The sequence below is a fragment of the Actinokineospora auranticolor genome, from assembly GCF_041897805.1.
In the GTDB taxonomy this organism is placed as follows: domain Bacteria; phylum Actinomycetota; class Actinomycetes; order Mycobacteriales; family Pseudonocardiaceae; genus Actinokineospora; species Actinokineospora auranticolor.
The window spans coordinates 8,406,351-8,426,942 of sequence record NZ_CP154825.1; the positions used below are offsets into that span (position 1 = coordinate 8,406,351).

Here is a 20,592-nt window from a genome sequence, read left to right on the forward strand (position 1 = left end):
TCCCCTCGCGGTCGCACCACCCTGCCGCGCGTGACCACGGAACGGCGCCCTGGACCGGCGCGTCGGCCTGGGAGGCTCTTTCGTGAACGACCACAGTGACCATCGGCGACGCCCCGAGCCGGAGTGGCCCTCGGGCGACGACCCGGACACCGGGCGCGCGTCCGGCTCGGACGGCAAGCCCAAGGACCCGGCGGCGGGCGGCAAGGCCGACCAGCCGAAGGAGGAGAGCACCGGGTTCTGGAGCCCGCTGTGGGAGGACGACGGCGACGGTGACGCGCCCGGCCCCGGCCCGGCGCGCGGCGACGCGCCCCGCCAGCCCGGCCCCGGCCCGCGCGGCCCCCAGGCGGGACCGGCCAACGGCCGCGGCCCCGGCGGGCCGAACCGCCCCGCGGGTCCGCCCCAGGGTGGCCCCGGCAAGCCGAACGGCGCCCCGCCGCGGCCCGGCGCACCGGCACCCGGCCCGGGTGGCCCTGGTGGTCGCGGGCCGAACGGGCCCGGTGGCCCCGGTGGCCCGAGCGCGCCGACCTCGGTGATGGGCGCCCCCGGCAGGCCGGGTGGCCCGAACGGGCCCGGCGGCCCGCGGCCCACCGACGCGACCATGGCCATCACCCCGCCCGGCGCGGCCGACCGGACCGTGGCGATCCCGCCCGCCAAGCCGGACCCCGGCGCGGCGCAGACCGTCTTCATCCCCAAGGGGCACGGGCAGACCCGGCCCTCCGAGCCGCAGCTGCTCACCCATCGCGAGCCCGAGCCAGACCTCGACGACTACGACGACGAGAAACCGGACGTGGACACCGCCCAGCCCAGCGAGGAAGAGCTGCGCAAGCGGCGCCGCAAGAAGATCTGGCGCCGCGTCCGCCGCACGCTCTACGTCGCGGCGGGTCTGATGATCGTCGGCCCGATCGTGGCCTTCTTCATCACCTACCAGCTCGTCGACGTCGACAACCCGAACGACGTGGCCCGCGACCAGGACAAGGTCGTCACGCTGCTCTACGCCAACGGCGACGAGATGGCCAAGATCGCCAAGCCCGAGGCGAACCGGGTGATGCTCAAGCCGGGCGAGATCCCGAAGACGGTCCTGCACGCGGTGTACGCCGCCGAAGACTCCACCTTCGAGACCAACGCGGGCTTCGACATCACCGGCATCATGCGCGCGGTCTGGAACAACGCGACCGGCGGCAAGGGCGGTGGCTCGACCATCACCCAGCAGTACATCAAGACCGCGAGCGGTGACGACGACCCGACGCTGACCCGGAAGTGGGTCGAGGTCGTCAAGGCGTACAAGATGAACGAGACCTACTCCAAGGACGAGATCATCACCGCCTACCTCAACACGATCTACTTCGGTCGCGGGGCGTGGGGCATCGCGTCGGCGGCGAAGATGTACTACGGCGTCACCGACCTCAACCAGCTCACCAAGTCGCAGGCCGCGCTGCTCGGCGGCATGATCCAGAGCCCGTCGCGGTACAAGGACACGACCTACCAGCACTCGCGCTGGGACTTCGTGACCAAGCAGATGGTGCAGAACGGCTGGATGACCGAGGCCGAGCTGCGGGAAGCCGCCTTCCCGGAGCTGGTGCCGATGGAGCAGAACAAGGCGGTCTCGCTGACCGGCCCGCGGGCCCGCATCCCGTTCCTCATCGAGGACGAGCTGGCGAGCCTCGGCTACTCCATGGACAAGGTCAAGAAGAACGGCTACAAGATCACCACGACGATCGACCCGCGCGCGCAGCAGCTCGCCGAGGACGCGGTCAACGACGTGATGAAGAACCAGCCGAAGAACCTGATGCCCGGAATGGTCGCGGTCGACCCGAAGACCGGCGGCGTGCTGGCCTACTACGGCGGCGCCGATCCCAACGGCCTGGACTGGGCGGGGACCGAGCAGGAACCGGGGTCGTCGTTCAAGCCGTTCGACCTGGTCGGGCTGCTGCACAAGAACCAGGGCCTGGGCAAGCTCTACGACAGCTCGCCCTACAAGGTTCCGGGCATCGACCGCACCATCACCAACGCCTCCACCCCCAAGTGCGAGGAGTGCACGGTGGCGGAGGCGATGAAGCAGTCGCTGAACAGCGTCTTCACCAAGATGGTCGTCGAGGACGTCGGTCCGGCGAACGTGGCCAAGGCCGCCCGGGAAGCGGGCATCACCTCGGAGAAGATCGAGGAGACGAGCTTCAACATCGCCATCGGCGGTGGCAACACCCGGGTCAGCACGCTGGAGATGGCCAGCGCGTACGCCACCTTCGCCTCGGGCGGCATGCGCAGACCGCCGCACATGATCGCCAAGATCGAGTACCCGAACGGCGGCACCGCCTGGGAGGCGAGCGGCGAGGCGAAGTACGCCGAGGTCCAGGCGTTCGACCCGGACGACGCCGAGCAGAACCAGAAGATCGCCCGCAACGTCACCGAGGCGCTGCTGCCGATCCCGCAGTCGTCGGGCATCCCGTGCGCCAAGGAGCGGCTGTGCGCGGGCAAGACCGGTACGCACCAGTGGACCGACCCGAAGAACCCGGGCAAGAAGTCCAACGACAACGCCAAGGCGTGGATGGTCGGGTACACCCCGCAGGTCTCCACCGCGGTCTCGCTGAGCGCGCTCGACGGCGCACCCGTGCGCAACGACAAGGACAAGCCGATCTACGGCGCGGGCGTGCCGGGGCAGATCTGGCAGAAGTTCATGAACAACTACCTGGGCAACTCGCCGAAGGAGAACTTCGGCAGGTTCGTGGCGATCGGCGAACCCGACCGGAGTTCGATCTCGACGTCGGCCAAGCCGTCGTCGACGGCGAACTCGCAGCCGCCGGTGACCACCACCGAGCAGCCGACCACGGCGGCCCCGACGACCACCACCCCGACCGGAGGTGAGGAGACGACGACCACGACCACGACGAGTCGTACGCGTCCCACCAAACCGGGTGGACCGACCGAAACGGAGATACCCCTACCGGGGAACAACTAGCTGATCAAGCCACCGAGAGGGTCGGGAACCCCGTGGTTCCCGACCCTCTCGGGTATTTGCCCTCGGGCCTACCCCATTCGCACATCGCAGGCCGTAGCATCGCCGCGTGCCAGGCGATCCAGGTCAGCCCGATGAGGTCGTGACCCCACGACCCGACGAGGTCGAGTCCCCAGCGGGGGCCGCGCGCGCACCCGAGGCGCCCGGCGACACCGGGCCGGGGACGCGCGAGAGCGCTTCACCGTCCGGGGTCAGCGACACCGACTCCCTCGACCCGGACGAGCGCGTCCGCCCGTCGTGGTCGGAGTCGCTCGCCCGCAACGCCACGCGACCGCTGGGCGGTCCGCTCGGCGAGCACGCCGTGGTGGGCAGGCACTGGTTCTGGACGCCGCTGCGCGTCGGGCTGCTGCTGGCGCTGCTGGCGCTGGTGGTGAGCTGGTTCGGCAAGTCGGCCTGCGTGCAGCAGTACGACACCGGGGACAAGCTCGCCCTGGACTGGCGCTCCAGCAGGCCGTACGTGGCGATGTGCTACTCGGACATCGTCCCGCTCTACACCGCGGAGCGGCTGGACAAGCCGGAGACCTTCCCGTACGAGACGTCCTGGGTGGACGACGAGGGGAAGCCGACCGCGCACACCCGGTACATGGAGTACCCGGTGGTGACCGGCATGTTCCAGTGGGTCAACGCGAAGATCACCGCGGGGTGGGTGACCAAGTCCGAGGAGGGCTGGCTGCCGACCGCGCTGCCGGTGGTCATCTACTTCTCCATCTCCGCGTTCTGGCTCGCCCTGGCCTGGCTGGTCACCGTGTGGTGCACCGGCCGCACGGCCCGACATCGACCGTGGGACGCGGCGTTCATCGCGCTGTCACCGCTGGTGCTGGTGCACGCCTTCACCAACTTCGACACCCTGGCCACGGCCTGCGCGGCCGGTGCGCTGCTGGCGTGGTCGCGGAAGAAACCGGTGCTCGCGGGTGTGCTGCTGGGGTTGGGCATAGCCACGAAGCTCTACCCGCTGTTCCTGCTGGGGCCGCTGTTGATCCTCTGCCTGCGCACGGGCCGGATGAAGGCCTGGTGGCAGGCGACCGCGGGTGCCGTCGTCACCTGGCTGGCGTGCAACCTGTGGCTGATCCTGCTCTACCCCGAAGGCTGGGCGGAGTTCTTCCGGCTCAACTCGGAGCGCGGCGCGGACCCGGACTCGCTCTACAACGTGGTCATGAAGTTCACCGGCTGGGAGGGCTTCGACGGGCCGCTGCCGTGGGGCGAGTCCCCGCAGTGGCTGAACCTGGTCAGCGCCGCGTTGTTCGTGGTGCTGTGCGCGGGCATCGCCTACATCGGACTCCAGGCGGTGAACCGGCCGCGGCTGGCGCAGCTGTCGTTCCTGGTGGTCTCGGCGTTCCTGCTGACCAACAAGGTGTGGAGCCCGCAGTACTCGCTGTGGCTGGTGCCGCTGGCGGTGCTGGCGCTGCCGCGCTGGAAGCTGCTGCTGGCCTGGATGACCATCGACGCCCTGGTCTGGGCGCCGCGGATGATGTACTACCTCGGCGAGAACAACAAGGGCCTGCCGGAGGAGTGGTTCCTCGGCATGGTCGTGCTCCGCGACCTCGCGGTCATCGGGTTGTGCGTGCTGGTCATCTACGAGATCTACCACCCGGCGCTGGACCGGGCGCGCCGCAGGGTCGACGAGGACCCGGGCGGTGGCGTGTTCGAGGACGCCCCGGACAAGTTCGTCATCGGCGGGCGCAAACCGCGCTCGGGCACGGTTTCCGATCACGACGACGTGCCGGGTGAGCCGGTCCCGGCGCCGGTCGGGACGTAGCGGGAACGAGGTCTTCGAACGGGAGTGGCTCCGCGTGACGGAGCCGCTCCCGTTCGTTTATGTGGCGCAGTGGTGGCGGTCGCGCTCTCGACGCCGGGGCGCGCGGTGACCGAAGATGAACCCGAGCCGTTTTCACGGCGTGAAATCCGCTGTTCGCACCGTCCATCCCGGTGAAACACTGGCGGCAGTGATGGGATGATCGGAGGAACTGGTGGCGCAGCGGCAGGGGTTCTGGCTCGGGTTCCTGGCCTACGCGATCTGGGGGTTCTTCCCGCTGTACTGGCCGCTGCTGGCCCCCGCGGGTCCGGTCGAGATCCTCGCGCACCGCATCTTCTGGTCGCTGGCCGTCGTCGTCGCGCTGGTGTTCGCGACCCGGCGCTGGCGGCAGCTGCGCGCGGTGGGGCGGCGGCAGCTCGGGTTCATCGCGGTCGGCGCGCTGACCATCGGGATGAACTGGGGGATGTACATCTACGGCGTGGTCACCAACCAGGTGGTCGAGACCGCGCTCGGGTACTTCATCAACCCGCTCGTCACGATCCTCTGGGGCGTGCTCTTCGTGGGGGAGCGGCTGCGGCGCGCGCAGTGGATCGGCCTGCTCATCGCGCTGGCCGCCGTCGTCGAGCTGACCTTCGACTACGGGCGCCTGCCCTGGCTCGCCCTCACCCTGGCGTTCTCCTTCGGCACCTACGGCCTGATGAAGAAGAAGGCGGCGGTCGGGTCGACCGAGGGGCTGGCGCTGGAAACCGCGATCCTGGCCCCGCTGGCCCTCGGGTACCTGGTGTTCACCCACGCCCAGGGCACCGGCACCTTCGGCCACGCCGGGTGGGGCAACGCGCTGCTGCTCGTCGGCACCGGGGTGATCACCGCGATCCCGCTGCTGATGTTCGGCGCCGCCGCGACCCGGGTGCCGCTGACCACGCTGGGCCTGCTCCAGTACTTCGTGCCGATCATCCAGTTCGCGATCGGGCTGCTGGTCTTCCACGAGCACATGACCACGGCCCGCTGGGTCGGCTTCGGCCTGGTCTGGGTGGCGCTGGTCGTGATCACGGTCGAGTCGCTGGTGGCCCGGGGCACCGCGCGGCGCCGGGTGGCGCGGGTCGAGCCCGAACTCGTCTAGGCGCGCTGGTGGATCCCCTTGCCCATCAAGCCGGGGACGGTGCCGGGCGGGGCAGCGGGGGCGGGCGGTGGGCGAAGTCGGACAGGGTCGGCCGGGAGCCGAGGAACGCGATGAACATGCCGACCAGCAGGGCCGCCCGGCCCCACACGCCGATCATCACCGCCTGCGCGGCGAAGCCCTCGTAGATGCCAGACGGCTCGCGGGCGGCGATCTGCGCGAACCACAGGAAGATGCCGATCCCCATGGCCAGGTCGGCCACCAGGTAGGCGGTGATCCAGCCCCAGCGCAGGTTCAGCAGCACGAACATCGGCACCAGCCACAGCGTGTACTGCGGCGAGTGGACCTTGTGCAGCAGCAGGAACCCGCACAGCATCGCCGCCGACACCGCGATCCACGGGTAGGTGCCCTCGCGGCGGTAGCGGATCCAGCCGACCACGCAGGCCACGGCGAAGGACGCGAAGACCAGCAGCGGTGAGAGCAGGCCGATGACCTGGTGCATCGACTCGTTGCTCGGGTCCGAGTCCGGCCGCAGGCCCCAGAACCAGATCGAGTTCGCGGTGATGTCCGCCTTGCGCTGGCCCTGGAAGACGAAGGAGGCCAGCCAGCCGTCGAAACCCGCGATGGCGAACGGGACGTTGACCGCGACCGCGGTGGCCAGCGCCGCCGACCCGACCTTGACCATGCCCGCCCAGTCGCGGACCTTGCCCACCGGCAGTTCCCGGCCGCGCTCGCCGCCGGTGAGCACGTAGAGCATCAGCGGCAGCACGAAGATCGCCGGGTAGAGCTTGAACGCGAAGCCCAACCCCAGCAGCACCGCGGCGACCAGCGCCCGGTGCAGCAGCGGCCGGTCGGCGCCCCGGGCGCCCCAGCCGCGGTGCAGGAAGTAGACGGCGGCGACCGCGCACGCCACGACCGGGAGCTCCCAGTTGTGGAAGGCGTACATGACCAGCGCCGGTGACAACGACCAGATCAGCGCCCGCCACCGCGACAGCTTGCCCAGCATCCAGCCGGTGACCAGACCGAACGGGGCCATGATGAGCGCCGAGGCGAGCAGGAAGCCCGCGTCGTTGGTGGCGAAGAGCGCGCCGAGCCAGATCAGCAGGCCGGTGAGCACCGGGTACTCGACCGTGCCGCCGGTCAGGCCGCCGTCGGCGGTGATGCCGCCGTGCACGTACGGGAAGACGTGCCGGTCGATGTCGCGGCCGATCCACAGGTACTGGATGTCGGAGTAGCAGACCTCGGCGTACTTGCGCTCGTCGAAGTCCGGCTGGCTGCGGCCCCAGGTGTCGAACTCCGGGCCGGTGCAGCGGTCCTTGTTGGCGAAGCCGAGCACCAGGGTGAGCCCGCAGAGCAGCACCACGAGCGCGAGCGCGCCGCGGCCGAGCCGCACCGCCCTGGCGCGGTGCCCGGTCGGGACGGGGGCGCGGTCGGCGTCGTCCACGGCGTTCGCTCCCTCGACCTGCCCGTCCACCCGGCCGGAGGCGCCTGCGGGCACCGTGGTCACCGGCCGAGCGCGGTGCGCAGGTACTCGATGTCCGCCGCCTGGCCCTCCGCCGGGGTCTCCACGACCACCGGGGCGCCCGCCGCCGCGACCACCGCGACCAGTTGGTCGGCGTCGATCGTGCCGGTGGCTATGTTGTCGTGCCGGTCGCGCGCGGAGCCGAACTCGTCGCGCGAGCTGTTGAGGTGCACCAGGTCGATCCGGCCGGTGATCGCCTTGACCCGGTCGACGATGCCGACCAGGTCCTCACCGGCGGCGAAGGCGTGGCAGGTGTCCAGGCAGAAGCCCGCGCCGAACTCGGCGACCGCGTCCCAGAGGCGGGCCAGCACGTCGAAGCGGCGGGCCATGGCGTTGTCGCCGCCCGCGGTGTTCTCGATCAGGATCGGCACGCCGAAGCCGCCCTCGGCGTGCTGGCGCTCGAAGAACTTGCGCCAGTTGTCGATGCCGACCTGGACGTCTTCGCCCTTGTTGACGTGTCCGCCGTGCACCACGAGCCCCTGGGCGCCGACCTTGGCCGCGGCCTCGGCGTGCTGGGTGACCAGCTTGCGGGAGGGGATCCGGATCCGGTTGTTGGTCGAGGCCAGGTTGACCACGTAGGGGGAGTGCACGAAGAGGGTGAGGTCGGTGGCGAGCAGTTCGTCGGTGCGCGGGTGCGCCTTGGGCGCCTTCCAGTCCTGCGGGTCGGCGAGGAAGAACTGCACGACCCGCGCACCGCGCTCGTGCGCGGCGGCCAGCGGGTCGTCATCGCGGACGTGGGCGCCGATGCTCATGGCGGTGAGGGTAGTCGGCCCGCGCACCAGGGGAAGCCCTGGTCCGGTCGGGAACCAAGTGGATCTTGGGGGAGGTCGGCCGCGTGCGCACCGGGTGCCGAACCCTGCTCCATCCGGGCTATTGCGAACCACTTTCAGGGAAAGCACCCCAGCGGGCGTCACTGTCTCGGGTTACAGTCGTTTCTCCGAGTGAAGCTACTCGCGAGTACACGGAGGATCTTCATGCGAAGGCGTGGCCGGGCCGTGGCCGTAGGTCTCACCGTGGTGATCGCCGGGACCACCACGGGACTTCTCGCCGGGACCGGGACGGCCGCCGCCGCGCCACCGATCGTGGTCGGCAGTTGCGCCACCACCGTCCAAGGCGCCCCGGGCACCCCGATCGCGCTGAGCCCCACCGCGGTGCTGGACCCGGTGCTACGCGTGGTCAACGCCGTGCCGCTGGTCGGACAGGGGATCGCGGGCGGGGTGCGCAACGCGCTGTCGGCCATGGGGAACATCCCGATCGGCACCGTCCTGGCGGGCGACTCGATGATCTCCGGCGGGTCCATCGCCGCCGCCGCGGTCCCGCGCATCCGCGACGCCATCGGCAAGGTCCCGCTGATCGGCCCCGTGCTCGGCGGGATCATCGGCGACGTGCAGCAGACGCTCACCGCGGGCTGCGCGATCACCGTCAAAGCGGTGAACGACGCGGTCGCGCCGGTGCAGGACGGCGCGGGAGCCGTGGCGGGTGCGGTCGAGCGCGGCGCGGCAGCGCTGCCGCAACTGCCCAACCTCCTCCCCGGCACCCCGGGCACCCCCGGTAAACCGGGCACCAACCCGGGAACCCAGCCCGGCACGAACCCCGGCACCCGGCCCGGCGGCACCGCCCCCGGCGGCGGTCTGCCCGGACCGGACAGCAAGGTGGTCGGCGGTGTCGCCACGGGCGCGCCACCGCTCTTCGGCACCGGGCGCGCGCCGATGACCGACTACACCGGCATCCCCTTCGCCCCGGCCGGACTGTTCTCCCCCGCCCCGGGCGTGCGCTACGGCGGCACCATCCCCGGCTACGCGCCGCAGTTCGGCATCCTCGGCGCGGGTGACGCCGACGGCGTGCAAGCCGCGGGCCGCGCGGAGGCGCTGGACGCGCCCGGCGGCAACAAGATCGCGCTCCCGGTCCTGCTTGCGGTCTTCGCCCTCTCCGGCGTCACCGCCGCACTGGTCCGCACCTGGGTGCTGCGCAAGACACCCGCTTGACCCGCCGGTAGGTTTACTTCGATCGGGTAACCGCCCGATCGGGTGAAAGGATCACGGCGTGCGGCGACTGCTCGGCTCGGCCACGGTGACCATCGGCCTGCTCGGCGCCGGGTTCGCCGGCACGGGTGTGGCCGCCGCGGACCCGCTGCCGTTCCTCGCGGTCGACTGCGCCCAGCAGGTCGTCGCGTTCCAAGGGCAGCCGGTCCGGCTCGCCCGCGCAGCCGTGGCCGGGTTCGTCACCAAGGCGGTCCGCGAGACCCCCGGGCTGGGGTTGGCGCGGTCGACCGCGGTCGGGCTGTCGTTCCCGCTCGGTCCCGCGATCGAGGTCGGGACCGTCCCCGACGGCACCGGCGAGATCCCGGCCGCGCACATCGCGGACGTTGTGGCAGCCGAGGTCCGCCAGGTCGAGGCGGTCGCCCCGGCGGCGGACGCGGTGAGCGCGCGGGTCCGCGAACTGGTGGCGGCGGACTGCGGGATGACGCTGCGGGCACTGGACGCGAGCAAGCGCGCACCCGCGCCGGGCAAGCCGACCCAGCCGCGCGCGGACGACCCGAAGGCGCCGGACGCGACCACGCCGAACACCCAGCCCGTCGGTGGCGCGCCGTCGGCCCCGGAGATCCGCCTGTACGACCCCCGGTCCTTCCCCGGCGCCGCGGCGCGCGACTACGGGACCGTGCCCTACGCCAAAGCGGGCCACTACGTGCCCGCGCCGGACGCCCGCTACGGCGCGATCCCCGGTTACGCACCGCAGTTCGGGATCCTCGGCTCCGGCCTGACCGATGTCCGCCCGGCGGGTGAGGCCTACGCACTCCCCGTGACCCCGGTGGGCGCCGTCGGCCTGCCGGTGGTGCTCGCGGTCCTGGCGCTGTCGGTGGTCAGTGGTGCGCTCGTGCGCACGTGGGTCCTGCGCCGGACCAGCCCGCGCTGAACCCGGCCCCTCGCTGAAACCGGCTGTTCGGCCTGCTGTTACGCTGCTCGGCGCGAGACCCCTCCTGCCACGGAAAGTCCGTGGCCGCCGAGTCCACAGGAGGTGAGTGGTCTTCATGCGTCATTACGAGGTCATGGTCATCCTCGACCCCACACTCGACGAGCGCACCGTCGCCCCGTCCCTCGACACGTTCCTCAACGTCATCCGCACTTCGGGCGGCAACGTGGAGAAGGTCGACATCTGGGGCAAGCGCCGCCTCTCGTTCGAGATCAAGAAGCACAGCGAGGGCATCTACGCCGTGCTCGACGTGAACGCCGAGCCCGCCGCGGTCAAGGAGCTCGACCGCCAGCTGTCGCTGCAGGAGTCCGTGCTGCGGACCAAGGTCATGCGCCGCGAGACGGCCTGACCATGGCCGGGGACACGATCATCACGGTCGTCGGGAACCTCACCGCGGACCCGGAGCTGCGCTTCACGCCCTCCGGGGCGGCGGTCGCGAGCTTCACCGTGGCGTCCACCCCGCGCACCTTCGACCGCCAGAGCGGCGAGTGGAAGGACGGCGAGGCGCTGTTCCTGCGCTGCAACATCTGGCGGCAGGCGGCGGAGAACGTCGCCGAGTCGCTGACCCGCGGCGCCCGCGTGCTGGTCACCGGGCGGCTCAAGCAGCGCTCGTTCGAGACCCGCGAGGGTGAGAAGCGCACGGTCATGGAGCTCGAGGTCGACGAGGTCGGCCCCTCCCTGCGGTACGCCACCGCCAAGGTCAACAAGGTCAGCCGGGGTACCGGCGGCGGTGGTGGCGGCGGCTTCGGTGGCGGCAACGGTGGCGGTGGCGGCGGTGGGGGCTACAACGGCCCGTCCGCGCCTCCGGACGACCCGTGGGGTTCCGCGCCTCCCGCCGGTGGCGGCGGTGGCGGCGGCGGCTTCAACGACGAGCCGCCCTTCTAACCGGGCAGCGCACCCCCGCACAGACGCTTATTTCCTCAAGACACACTCAGGAGTTCTCCCGTGGCCAAGCCACCGCCTCGCAAGCCGAAGAAGAAGGTCTGCGTGTTCTGCAAGGACGTGAAGAAGGACCGTCCGGTGAACATCGACTACAAGGACACCACGCTGCTGCGGAAGTACATCTCCGACCGCGGCAAGATCCGTGCCCGCCGGGTCACCGGCAACTGCAGCCAGCACCAGCGCGACGTGGCCATCGCGGTCAAGAACGCCCGCGAGGTCGCTCTCCTGCCGTACACCTCGACCGCTCGCTGACCTGGAGGGGATCAGACATGAAGCTCATCCTCACCACCGACGTCAGCGGCCTGGGCGGCCCGGGTGACCTCGTCGAGGTCAAGGACGGCTACGGCCGCAACTACCTGCTGCCGCGCGGGTTCGCGATCCCGGCGACCAAGGGCGCCGAGAAGCAGGTCCAGGTCATCCGCCGGGCCCAGGAGGCCAGCCGGATCCGCAACCTGGACCACGCCAAGGAGGTCAAGGCCGCGCTGACCGCGCTGGGCTCCGTCCCGCTGAAGGCCAAGTCCGCCGCGGGCTCGGGCAAGCTGTTCGGCTCGGTCACCACCGCCGACATCGTCGCCGCCGTCAAGGCCGCGGGTGGTCCCGTGCTGGACAAGCGCGCCGTCGAGGTCACGGGTCACATCAAGACCGTTGGCAAGCACTCCGTGAGCGTGCGCCTGCACCCCGAGGTGACCGCCGCGTTCACCGTCCAGGTCGCCGCCGCGAGCTGACCGGACACCGGCAGTACGGAACCGCCCCGCTCCGTCACGCAGAGTGGGGCGGTTCCGCGTCCGCCCAGTTGTCCACAGGGGGACGCTCACCCTGGTGAGCGACGCGCCCCGCGACACGCCGAATCCCGCCGCCCGCGCGACACGCCGGGGACCGCGCGAGGGATTTTCTCCACACCTCATACACAGGCCCTGACCTGGCGATTCCCCACCACTTCGGTCAGTTGTCCTCAGGTTGTCCACAGGCCCTGCCGGACCTGTGCCCACCTCAGCGCAACCATCCCCAAGTTATCCACAGGGTAGTCCCCAGTGGGGTTTGCGTACCCCGCGAAGGGGTTCTAGCGTCGCCTCGCGACCGGCCGCCGGGCGGGGTGAACACCACCCGGATGTCGTAGCGGGGGACGTATCGTTGGCGTCGAACACGCGTGCGATCCGCCCGGCAGACACCCACGGCAGACCAGCAGGAGGGGGCACAGCTCGTGGCGCTCGCCGACGACTTCTCCGCACCGCCGGAACCCGGTGGTGGCGGGCAGGACCGCAAGCCCCCGCAGGACATCGCGGCCGAGCAGAGCGTGCTCGGCGGCATGATGCTGTCCAAGGACGCCATCGCCGACGTCATCGAGGCGCTGCGCCCGGACGACTTCTACCGGCCGAACCACCAGACCATCTACGACTGCGTCCTGGACCTGTACGGCCGCGGCGAGCCCGCCGACCCGATCACCGTCTCCGCCGAGCTGGAGCGCCGCGGCGAGCTGCGCCGCATCGGCGGCACCAACTACCTGCACACGCTGCTGTCCACCGTGCCGACCGCGGCCAACGCGGGCTACTACGCCGAGATCGTCGCCGAGAAGGCGATCCTGCGGCGGCTGGTGGAGGCGGGCACCCGGATCGTGCAGCTGGGCTACCAGGGCGCGGAGGGTGCGGACGTCACCGAGATCGTCGACCGGGCGCAGGCCTCGATCTACGAGGTGACCGAGCGCAGCATGAGCGAGGACTACGTCGCGCTCGAGGAGCTGCTGCAGCCCACCATGGACGAGATCGACGCCATCGCCTCGCGCGGCGGCCAGTCCCAGGGCATCCCCACCGGCTTCGCCGACCTCGACGAGATCACCAACGGCCTGCACCCCGGTCAGATGGTCATCGTCGCGGCCCGCCCCGGTGTCGGCAAGTCCACCCTGGGCTTGGACTTCGCCCGCTCGTGCTCGATCAAGCACGGCATGTCCAGCGCCATCTTCTCCCTGGAGATGAGCCGCGTCGAGATCGTCATGCGCCTGCTCTCCGCCGAGGCCAAGATCCGCCTCGGCGACATGCGCGGCGGCCGGATGAGCGACGACGACTGGACCCGCCTGGCCCGCCGGATGAGCGAGATCAGCGAGGCGCCCATGTTCATCGACGACTCGCCGAACATGACCATGATGGAGATCCGCGCCAAGGCCCGGCGGCTCAAGCAGCGGCACGACCTGAAGCTGGTGGTGGTCGACTACCTCCAGCTGATGACCTCCGGCAAGCGCGTCGAGTCCCGCCAGCAGGAGGTATCGGAGTTCTCCCGGCAGCTCAAGCTGCTGGCCAAGGAGATCGAGGTCCCGGTCATCGCGATCAGCCAGCTGAACCGAGGTCCGGAGCAGCGCACCGACAAGCGCCCCATGCTCTCCGACCTGCGCGAGTCCGGCTCCCTGGAGCAGGACGCGGACATGGTCCTGCTGATCAACCGCCCGGACGCCTGGGAACGCGACGACCCGCGCGCGGGCGAAGCCGACCTGATCCTGGCCAAGCACCGCGCGGGCCCCACCGCCACGGTCGTCGTGGCCCACCAACTCCACTACAGCCGCTTCGCCGACCTCGCCCAGGGCTGACCCCCTCGATGGCCGTCCGCCGACCTAGTCGGAAGTCGGTATTTCCGTGCGCGCCAGGTACGCCAGTTCGATCCGCGCCCGGCGGGCCAGCTCGACTCGTCGGTCATGACCGTGCGCCACGGACTCGACACCCGGGCGGGCCCCGGTCTCAGCCGTACCGCTCGACGAGGGCGGTGCCGATCGCGGCCAGGTGGTCTCGCACTGCGGGCGGTCCGGTCGCCTCGACCCAGTCGATCAGGCCGGCCAGCTCGCCCGCGAGCATGTGCTCGTCGCGGCCGCGGATGACGACCTCGACGCGGCCGTCGGGCGTGGTACCCCCCACCTCGAGCCGACCGCCGAACGCGATCCGGAGTACGCCTATGCCGTCGGGCACGCACACGGCCTGGGCCTCGACGGGTGTGCGCTTGCGGTCGACCTCGTCGGCGATCTCGCGCCAGCTCTCGGCGAGGTCGAAGTCGTCGGGTCGGCGCACGGGGTCGTCGGTCGGGTCGACGGAGGACACGCGGTCGATGCGGAAGGTTCGCCTGCCTGCCTCGGTGTTGGCGACGAGGTACCACGACAGGCCCTTGGCGACGATGCCCAGTGGGTGGACGGTTCGCTCGGTTTCGGCGCCGCCGCGGTCGACGTAGCCGAGTCGCACCTGGACGCCGTGGATCACCGCGTCCTGGAGTTCGTCGAGGAAGCGCGGTGGGCGGTGCTCGATCCGGCTCGACCCCCACCGCCGGGGGTCCGTGACCACCGACGACGCCGCTGCCTCGGCTTGGGCACGGAAGGGCTCCGGCAGGGCGTGGACGAGTTTGCGCAGCGCCGCCTTCACCGTCGGTGTCGCCGCCGAGGCCGGGCCCGCGACCAGGAACAGGGCGCGGGCCTCACTCGCGGTCAACCCGGACAGGTCGGTACGGGCACCGCCCACCAGCCGCCAGCCGCCGCCGCGGCCCTGCGTGGCGTACAGGGGCACCCCGGCCGTGGCCAGGGCGTCGAGGTCGCGGCGGGCGGTGCGTTCGGAGACCTCCAGTTCGCTGGCGACCTCCGCCGCCGTCACCTGCTCGCGCCGTTGCAGCAAGAGGAGGACGGCCACCAGCCGGTCGGTTCGCACACCGCCAACACTCGCACGGAAAACCGGTCATGGGGTGACCGGTTTCAGTGGCCAAGATGGCGCCATGACCTCACCGACGACTCATCCAACCGATTTCCCCCAGCCCACTCTCATCCCGGTCAACGGTGTGGAGCTCGAGGTTTTCGAAGCGGGACGGCACAACGCAGGCAAGCCCATCGTGCTCTGCCACGGCTGGCCGGAGCTCGCCTTTTCCTGGCGCTACCAGGTGCCCGCCCTGGTCGAGGCGGGCTACCACGTCATCGTCCCCAACCAGCGGGGCTACGGGAACTCGTCCCGTCCGACCGAACTGACGGACTACGACATCGAGCACCTGTCCGGTGACCTCGTAGCGCTCCTCGACCACTACGGGTACGAAGACGCCACCTTCGTCGGTCATGACTGGGGCGCGGCCGTCGTCTGGGGACTGACCTTGCTGCACCCGACCCGGGTGAACAAGGTGATCAACCTCAGCCTCCCCTACCTCGAGCGCGGGGCGAAGCCCTGGATCGAGTTCATGGAGGAGGTGCTCGGCGGCGACTACTACTTCGTCCACTTCAACCGGCAGCCAGGCGTCGCGGACGCCGTGTTCGACGAGAACGCGGGCCGGTTCCTCCGCAACCTGTACCGGAAGAACGAACCCCCCCAGGAGCCCCGGCCGGGCATGGCGTTCATCGAACTCGCCCGCGCGGACACACCACTCGGTGATCCCCTGATGAGCGACAGCGACCTCGCCGTCTACACCGCCACCTTCGGGTCGACGGGATTCACGGGCGGCGTGAACTGGTACCGCAACCTCGACCGCAACTGGCACCTGCTGGCGGACGCGGACCCGGTCATCCACCAGCCCACCCTCATGATCTACGGCGACCGGGACACGATCGCCAAGTCGGCGAACCTGGCGGAGTTCGTGCCGAACGTGGAGGTGATCAGCCTGGACACCGGTCACTGGATCCAGCAGGAGAAGCCCGAGGAGACCAACCGGGCGATCCTGGAGTGGCTGGCACGGCAGGACGCCCGCTAGGGCGCCAGCACCGTGGTCGGGGTGATCTCCGGGACGAAGGCCACTACGTCGTAGGCACCGCGCAGCGAGCGCACCTCCAGGTAGTGCTCGCCGTCGCGGGCCGGGTCGTAGACGCCGGAGATCAGCCGTGTCCGCCATGGCGCGTCGAGGGTGGTGGGGGAGCCGTCGTCCAGCCGGACGGTCCGCTCCCCGCCCGCCGCGAGCAGGACGTCCTCGAGCGAGCCGGGCGCGGGCGGCGGAACGTCGACGCCGTTCGCCCGGCCGTGGCCGAACGTCACGTGCGCGGCCGCGTAGGCCCGGCCCAGTTCCGCGCGCAGGTGTCCACCCATCATGGCGTCCGCCGCGACGTGCGCGCTGCCCTCCCACAGCACGACGCGCGCGGGCAGCAGCGCGCGCACCCGGTCGGCCGCCGCGCGCTCCTCGCGATCAGCGTCGTACCCCACGCCGATCGCGTTCGCGTGGTGGTCGACGATCGCGTCGAGGAGTTCCCCGGCCCCCGCCCGCCCCGCGATCTCTCGTGCCCGGCGGGCCAGCTCCACGAACGGAGTCCCCGGATGGGTGCCTCGCGCGCGCAGCACGTGCTCACCGGCGTCGTGGGCGGTGCGGATGACGTCGAATAGCACGCGGACCTTCGCCGCTTCGGCCGGGTCAACCGCCTCCACCAGGTCCACAACGCGGTCGTAGTCGGCGGGGAGCACCCGCGAGCTACCCACACCGACTACGCGCACAGGGTCACCGGGGTGGTCGGCGTTGCGGCGTCGCAGCGAGTCCAGCGCATCGCGCATCTCCTCCGTGCGCCACGGCCCCCACGCCTGGCGCAGCGCGGCATCGATGTCGACGTCCGCGCCGCGCACGTACCGGTCGTACAACTCGCCGACCCGCTGGTTGTCGAGGACCGCGATCACCCGGAACCCGCGCTCGACGAGCACCCGGGTCGTCCGCGTCACGACCGCGAACGTCTCGCGCGCGGACCGCGTCCCGGTCCCCAACCCGACCACCGACGCGTGCCCCACCACATCGGCGAACGCCTCCGGGTCGGTGTCCGCCCGCTGCGCGCGCACCCAGTCGACCAGCGTTTCCTGTTGTCCGCTCATGTGGACCACGCTGTCGGGTCGACCTAGGTCGAGGTCAAGCCCGGGCTACGCGTCGGGTTGGAAGAACGCGAGGACCCGCTGGGCGGCGTCCGGTGCCATCAGCATCTTCTGCACCTCCGCCGACATCCGGGCGGCGGCGCTGGTGCGCTCGAACATCTCGAGTTCGTACTCCCGGACGGCGGTGGGGTAGTCGTCCGGGTGGGCGGCCAGCGCGCGGCCGAGCAGGGCGCCGTCGAGCAGCGCCATGTTGGCGCCCTCGCCCGTCGGCGGCATCAGGTGCGCGGCGTCGCCGAGCAGCGTGACGCCCGGGGTGGGCGGCCAGGTCAGGCCGATCGGGAGCGTGGCGACCTGCCGGGGCACGACCTCGTCCGCGCAGGCCGCGACCAGCGCGGGGAACCGCGGGTCCCAGCCCGCGAGCCGGTCGACCAGCCAGGCCCGGGTGGCGGCCGGGTCGTCGAAGGGGATGCCGCAGGTGGCGATCCAGTCCTCGGCGGTGTTGTAGAAGCCGACGCCGACGCGGACGTGCCCGTCGCCCTTGCGCTGCGCCGCCAGGGACAACCCGTCGCCGAGCACCCAGCAGGTGCCGCGCCCGACCATCGCCGCGAGGTCGGGGTGGGTGCGGTCGATGTCGGGGATGCCGAGTTCGACGAGGTTCTGGCCGAGGTGCGTCGGGGCGGCGTCGGTGAGCAGCGCGCGGACGCGGGAGTTCGCGCCGTCGGCACCGACGAGCAGGTCGTACGGCGCGCTGCCGCCGTCGGCGAAGCGCAGCACGCCGTTGTCGGCGGAGGCGAACGCGTGCCCCCAGCGCACGGTGCCCTCGGGGAGCGAGTCCAGCAGCAGGTCGCGCAGGGCTGCGCGGTCGACCTCGGGTCGCAGCAGCGGGGCGTCGTCGGGTGTGTCCTCTTGCAGCAGCAACGTGCCGTCCGGCTCGAATAAGCGCATGTCCTGGCCCGAGCCGCGGGCGATCGCGTGGAACCCGTCGATCAGGCCCGCATCGCGCAGCGCCCGCTGACCGGAGTGGATGTCGAGCGTGCCGCCCTGCCCGCGCGCGTGGCGCGACGACTCGCGTTCGTACACGACGGCCTGGATGCCGTGGACGTGCAGCACTCGAGCAAGGGCCAGGCCACCCAGGCCCGCACCGACGATCGCGATCCCCATGACTCCTCCAGTCACTGTATCGGTCGATACACTGTATCAATGCACCCGCTGTATGGTCGCGCCATGCTGGTGTGGGAACGGCCGGAGCCGCCGGACCGACCGACGCCCGCCCCGCTGAGCCGGGAGCGGATCGTCCGGGCGGCGATCCGGCTCGCCGACGCGGACGGCCTGGACGCGGTGTCGCTGCGCAAGGTCGCGGCGGCGCTGGACGTCGGACCGATGCGCCTCTACGGCTACCTCGCCACCAAGGAGGAGCTGCTCGACCTGATGCTCGACGCGGCGCACGCCGAGATCCGGCCGTCCGGGACCGGCTGGCGGGAGGTGCTGCGCTCCCTCGCCGAGTCCACCCGGCAGACCGCCCACCGGCACGAGTGGCTCGCCGACCTGCTCGGCGGACGCCCCCAACTGGGCCCGAACACGCTCGCCACCAGCGAGGCCGTGCTGGCCGGGGTGGGCGACGCCGACCTGGAGACCGTCGTGCCCGCGATCTCCGCGGTGAACGCGTACGTGACCGGCGCGGTGCGCCGGGAGATCGCCGAGCGCCGCGCGGAGCGGGCCTCCGGGTTGGACAAGGCGCAGTGGCAGGCCGCATTCGGGCCGTACCTGCTGCGCACCTTCGCCACCGGTCGGTTCCCCGCGCTGGCCGCGATGGTCCACGACGGCCCCCACCTCGACGCCGACCGGAGCTTCGACGCGGGCCTCGACTTCCTCCTCGACGGCATCGAGGCCTGCCTCACCCGAGCCGAGACCGGACCCCCAACCGGGTCCTGACCAGCGAATACGCCAAGTGGTGCCACACCTGGCATCATTCTGAGCCAGATTTGCTTGCAATGGTGCCACGCGTGTGTCACAGTTGAGCCATGGACCTGACCACGTATGTGCGCAACCTCGGCCGCGAGTTCGCGACGCTCGCCGAAGCGGGCGGCGAGGAGTCGCGTGCGCTGGTCGAGCGGCTGACCGGACCGCTGGAGTCGGCGATCCGGATGGCCCTGCTGGAGGCGCTGTCCGCCGCCGCCGACGAGATCACCCGGGACCTGGCACCGGGTTCGGTGGAGCTGCGCCTGCGCGGCCGCGACCCGGGCTTCGTGGTGACCCAGGCGCCCGCCGAGCCGCCCGCGAACCCCACCGACCACGGCGCGACGGCCACCGACGGCGACTTCCAGATCGCCGAGGACGGCCCATCCGCGCGGATCAACGTGCGGCTGCCCGAGCAGCTCAAGGCCGCGGTCGAGGAGGCCGCCGCCAAGGAAGGCCGCTCGGTCAACGCCTGGCTGGTGCGGGCCGCGGCCACCGCGTTGCAGCGGTCCGAGCGCGACCAGCGGCCCGAGCCGTCGGGCGGCAAGCGGGCCAAGCAGTCGCTGACCGGCTGGGTGCGCTGACCGCACCCGGCGCGCCGCGCTCCGCACCACTTCACCGTCCCTGACCTGCGGGGATGGTTCACCGAAACAGAACGAGGGGACAGCCATGCCCATTTTCGAGACCACCGAGCCGATCGCCGTGACCGTCGAGTTCGGCGTCGGCGACCTGCGGGTCACCGCGAGCGACCGCGCCGACACCGTCGTCGAGGTCCGGCCGAGCGACGAGACCGACGAGTCGGACGTGCAGGCCGCGCAGCGGATCCGCGTCGACTACGCCAACGGCAGGCTCCAGATCACCGGGCCGAAGTCGCGGGTCTTCGACTTCTCCCGCAAGTCCAGGTCGGTCGACGTGACCATCGAACTGCCCACCGGCTCCGACGTGTCGGCGCAGGTGCAGCTCGGCGACTTCCACGGCACGGGCACGCTGGGGGAGTGCCGGTTCAAGACCTCGATCGGCCACGCCCGGCTGGAGCGCACCGGCCCGCTGCGCGTCGAGACCTCCACCGGCCACGTCGACGTCGACGTCGTCGCGGGTGACACCGAGGTCTCCACCGGCTCGGGGAAGATCCGGCTCGGCGCGGTCGACGGCACCGCCGTGGTCAAGAACTCCAACGGGCACACCGCGATCGAGTCGGTGACCGGCGAGGTGCGGGTGCGCGCGGCCAACGGCGACATCGGCGTCGGCCGGGCCGGGGCGGGCGTCGACGCGAAGACCTCCAACGGCGACATCGAGCTCGGCGAGGTGGTCGGCGGTTCGGTCGTGCTCGCGACCGCCATGGGCGACCTCACGATCGGCATCGCCGACGGCACCGCCGCGTGGCTCGAGGTGACCACCGGGTTCGGGCAGGTGCGCAACCTGCTGGAGAACACCACCCGGCCCGAGCACGCCGACCGGACCGTCGAGGTGCGCGGGCGCACCACCTACGGCGACGTCACCGTCAAGCGCGCCTGATCCACCGCCACCGAGGGGGAATCC

At 71.3% G+C, this 20,592-nt stretch carries 19 protein-coding genes; 14 read left to right on the top strand and 5 right to left on the bottom strand.

The genetic code is table 11. The features are described 5' to 3' along the window. The first annotated feature begins 82 nt into the window (after positions 1–82). The 3 genes from V5P93_RS37080 to rarD all read left to right on the top strand — a co-directional run bounded on the left by V5P93_RS37080 (position 83) and on the right by rarD (position 5,883). Entirely contained in the window at positions 83–2,953 is a 2,871-nt protein-coding gene (locus tag V5P93_RS37080; protein WP_104479297.1) for a transglycosylase domain-containing protein, read from the top strand. Between the two features lie 106 nt (positions 2,954–3,059). Further along, entirely contained in the window at positions 3,060–4,766 is a 1,707-nt protein-coding gene (locus V5P93_RS37085; RefSeq protein WP_245931272.1) for a glycosyltransferase family 87 protein, read from the top strand. Positions 4,767–4,977: 211 nt separating this feature from the next. Then, on the top strand, positions 4,978–5,883 hold the full coding sequence (gene rarD, locus V5P93_RS37090) for an EamA family transporter RarD (protein WP_245931273.1): 906 nt from the start codon (positions 4,978–4,980) through the stop codon (positions 5,881–5,883). 25 nt (positions 5,884–5,908) lie between these two features. Here the strand turns inward: rarD and V5P93_RS37095 are convergent, their stop codons facing one another. Then, positions 5,909–7,387, bottom strand: a complete 1,479-nt coding sequence (locus V5P93_RS37095) for a glycosyltransferase family 87 protein (RefSeq protein ID WP_104479300.1) — start codon at positions 7,385–7,387, stop codon at positions 5,909–5,911. Continuing rightward, entirely contained in the window at positions 7,384–8,154 is a 771-nt protein-coding gene (locus tag V5P93_RS37100) for a deoxyribonuclease IV (protein ID WP_104479301.1), read from the bottom strand. Before V5P93_RS37100 ends, V5P93_RS37095 begins: the two co-directional genes overlap by 4 nt. 222 nt (positions 8,155–8,376) lie before the next feature. Between V5P93_RS37100 and V5P93_RS37105 the strand changes: the two genes are divergently transcribed. The 7 genes from V5P93_RS37105 to dnaB all read left to right on the top strand — a co-directional run bounded on the left by V5P93_RS37105 (position 8,377) and on the right by dnaB (position 13,889). Then, positions 8,377–9,387, top strand: coding sequence for a hypothetical protein (locus tag V5P93_RS37105; protein ID WP_146108033.1), 1,011 nt, complete (start codon positions 8,377–8,379; stop codon positions 9,385–9,387). A 58-nt stretch (positions 9,388–9,445) separates the two neighbouring features. Continuing rightward, a complete protein-coding gene (locus V5P93_RS37110) occupies positions 9,446–10,315 on the top strand; it encodes a hypothetical protein (RefSeq protein ID WP_104479303.1) in 870 nt (289 codons plus the stop codon). 115 nt (positions 10,316–10,430) lie between these two features. Then, positions 10,431–10,721: a 30S ribosomal protein S6 gene (gene rpsF, locus V5P93_RS37115; protein ID WP_026421757.1), complete on the top strand. Its 291-nt coding sequence runs from the start codon at positions 10,431–10,433 to the stop codon at positions 10,719–10,721. A 2-nt stretch (positions 10,722–10,723) separates the two neighbouring features. Next, the gene (locus tag V5P93_RS37120) at positions 10,724–11,257 is read left to right on the top strand and encodes a single-stranded DNA-binding protein (RefSeq protein ID WP_104479304.1); all 534 of its coding nucleotides are present in this window, start codon (positions 10,724–10,726) and stop codon (positions 11,255–11,257) included. Between the two features lie 60 nt (positions 11,258–11,317). Further along, positions 11,318–11,566: a 30S ribosomal protein S18 gene (rpsR, locus tag V5P93_RS37125; RefSeq protein WP_018684297.1), complete on the top strand. Its 249-nt coding sequence runs from the start codon at positions 11,318–11,320 to the stop codon at positions 11,564–11,566. Between the two features lie 17 nt (positions 11,567–11,583). Then, positions 11,584–12,039: a 50S ribosomal protein L9 gene (gene rplI, locus V5P93_RS37130; RefSeq protein WP_104479305.1), complete on the top strand. Its 456-nt coding sequence runs from the start codon at positions 11,584–11,586 to the stop codon at positions 12,037–12,039. 476 nt (positions 12,040–12,515) lie between these two features. Beyond that, entirely contained in the window at positions 12,516–13,889 is a 1,374-nt protein-coding gene (dnaB, locus tag V5P93_RS37135; protein WP_104479306.1) for a replicative DNA helicase, read from the top strand. Between the two features lie 148 nt (positions 13,890–14,037). Here the strand turns inward: dnaB and V5P93_RS37140 are convergent, their stop codons facing one another. Continuing rightward, positions 14,038–14,985, bottom strand: a complete 948-nt coding sequence (locus V5P93_RS37140) for a YafY family protein (protein ID WP_104479307.1) — start codon at positions 14,983–14,985, stop codon at positions 14,038–14,040. Between the two features lie 64 nt (positions 14,986–15,049). Here V5P93_RS37140 and V5P93_RS37145 point away from each other — a divergent pair, with 64 nt between their 5' ends. Then, on the top strand, positions 15,050–16,006 hold the full coding sequence (locus V5P93_RS37145) for an alpha/beta fold hydrolase (protein ID WP_104479308.1): 957 nt from the start codon (positions 15,050–15,052) through the stop codon (positions 16,004–16,006). On the opposite strand, the gene V5P93_RS37150 is transcribed toward V5P93_RS37145, so the two are convergent. Together V5P93_RS37150 and V5P93_RS37155 are read right to left on the bottom strand one after the other, a co-directional pair. Further along, a complete protein-coding gene (locus V5P93_RS37150; RefSeq protein WP_104479309.1) occupies positions 16,003–17,100 on the bottom strand; it encodes an erythromycin esterase family protein in 1,098 nt (365 codons plus the stop codon). The genes V5P93_RS37145 and V5P93_RS37150 overlap by 4 nt on opposite strands. 45 nt (positions 17,101–17,145) lie before the next feature. Further along, a complete protein-coding gene (locus tag V5P93_RS37155) occupies positions 17,146–18,258 on the bottom strand; it encodes an NAD(P)/FAD-dependent oxidoreductase (RefSeq protein WP_104479310.1) in 1,113 nt (370 codons plus the stop codon). Positions 18,259–18,321: 63 nt separating this feature from the next. Between V5P93_RS37155 and V5P93_RS37160 the strand changes: the two genes are divergently transcribed. The 3 genes from V5P93_RS37160 (at position 18,322) to V5P93_RS37170 (ending at position 20,568) form a co-directional block, all read left to right on the top strand. Further along, entirely contained in the window at positions 18,322–19,029 is a 708-nt protein-coding gene (locus V5P93_RS37160) for a TetR/AcrR family transcriptional regulator (protein WP_104479311.1), read from the top strand. Positions 19,030–19,118: 89 nt separating this feature from the next. Next, complete coding sequence (locus V5P93_RS37165; RefSeq protein ID WP_104479312.1) at positions 19,119–19,637, top strand: YlcI/YnfO family protein; 519 nt, start codon at positions 19,119–19,121, stop codon at positions 19,635–19,637. A gap of 85 nt (positions 19,638–19,722) precedes the next feature. Next, entirely contained in the window at positions 19,723–20,568 is an 846-nt protein-coding gene (locus tag V5P93_RS37170; RefSeq protein ID WP_104479313.1) for a DUF4097 family beta strand repeat-containing protein, read from the top strand. Positions 20,569–20,592 lie beyond the last annotated feature (24 nt).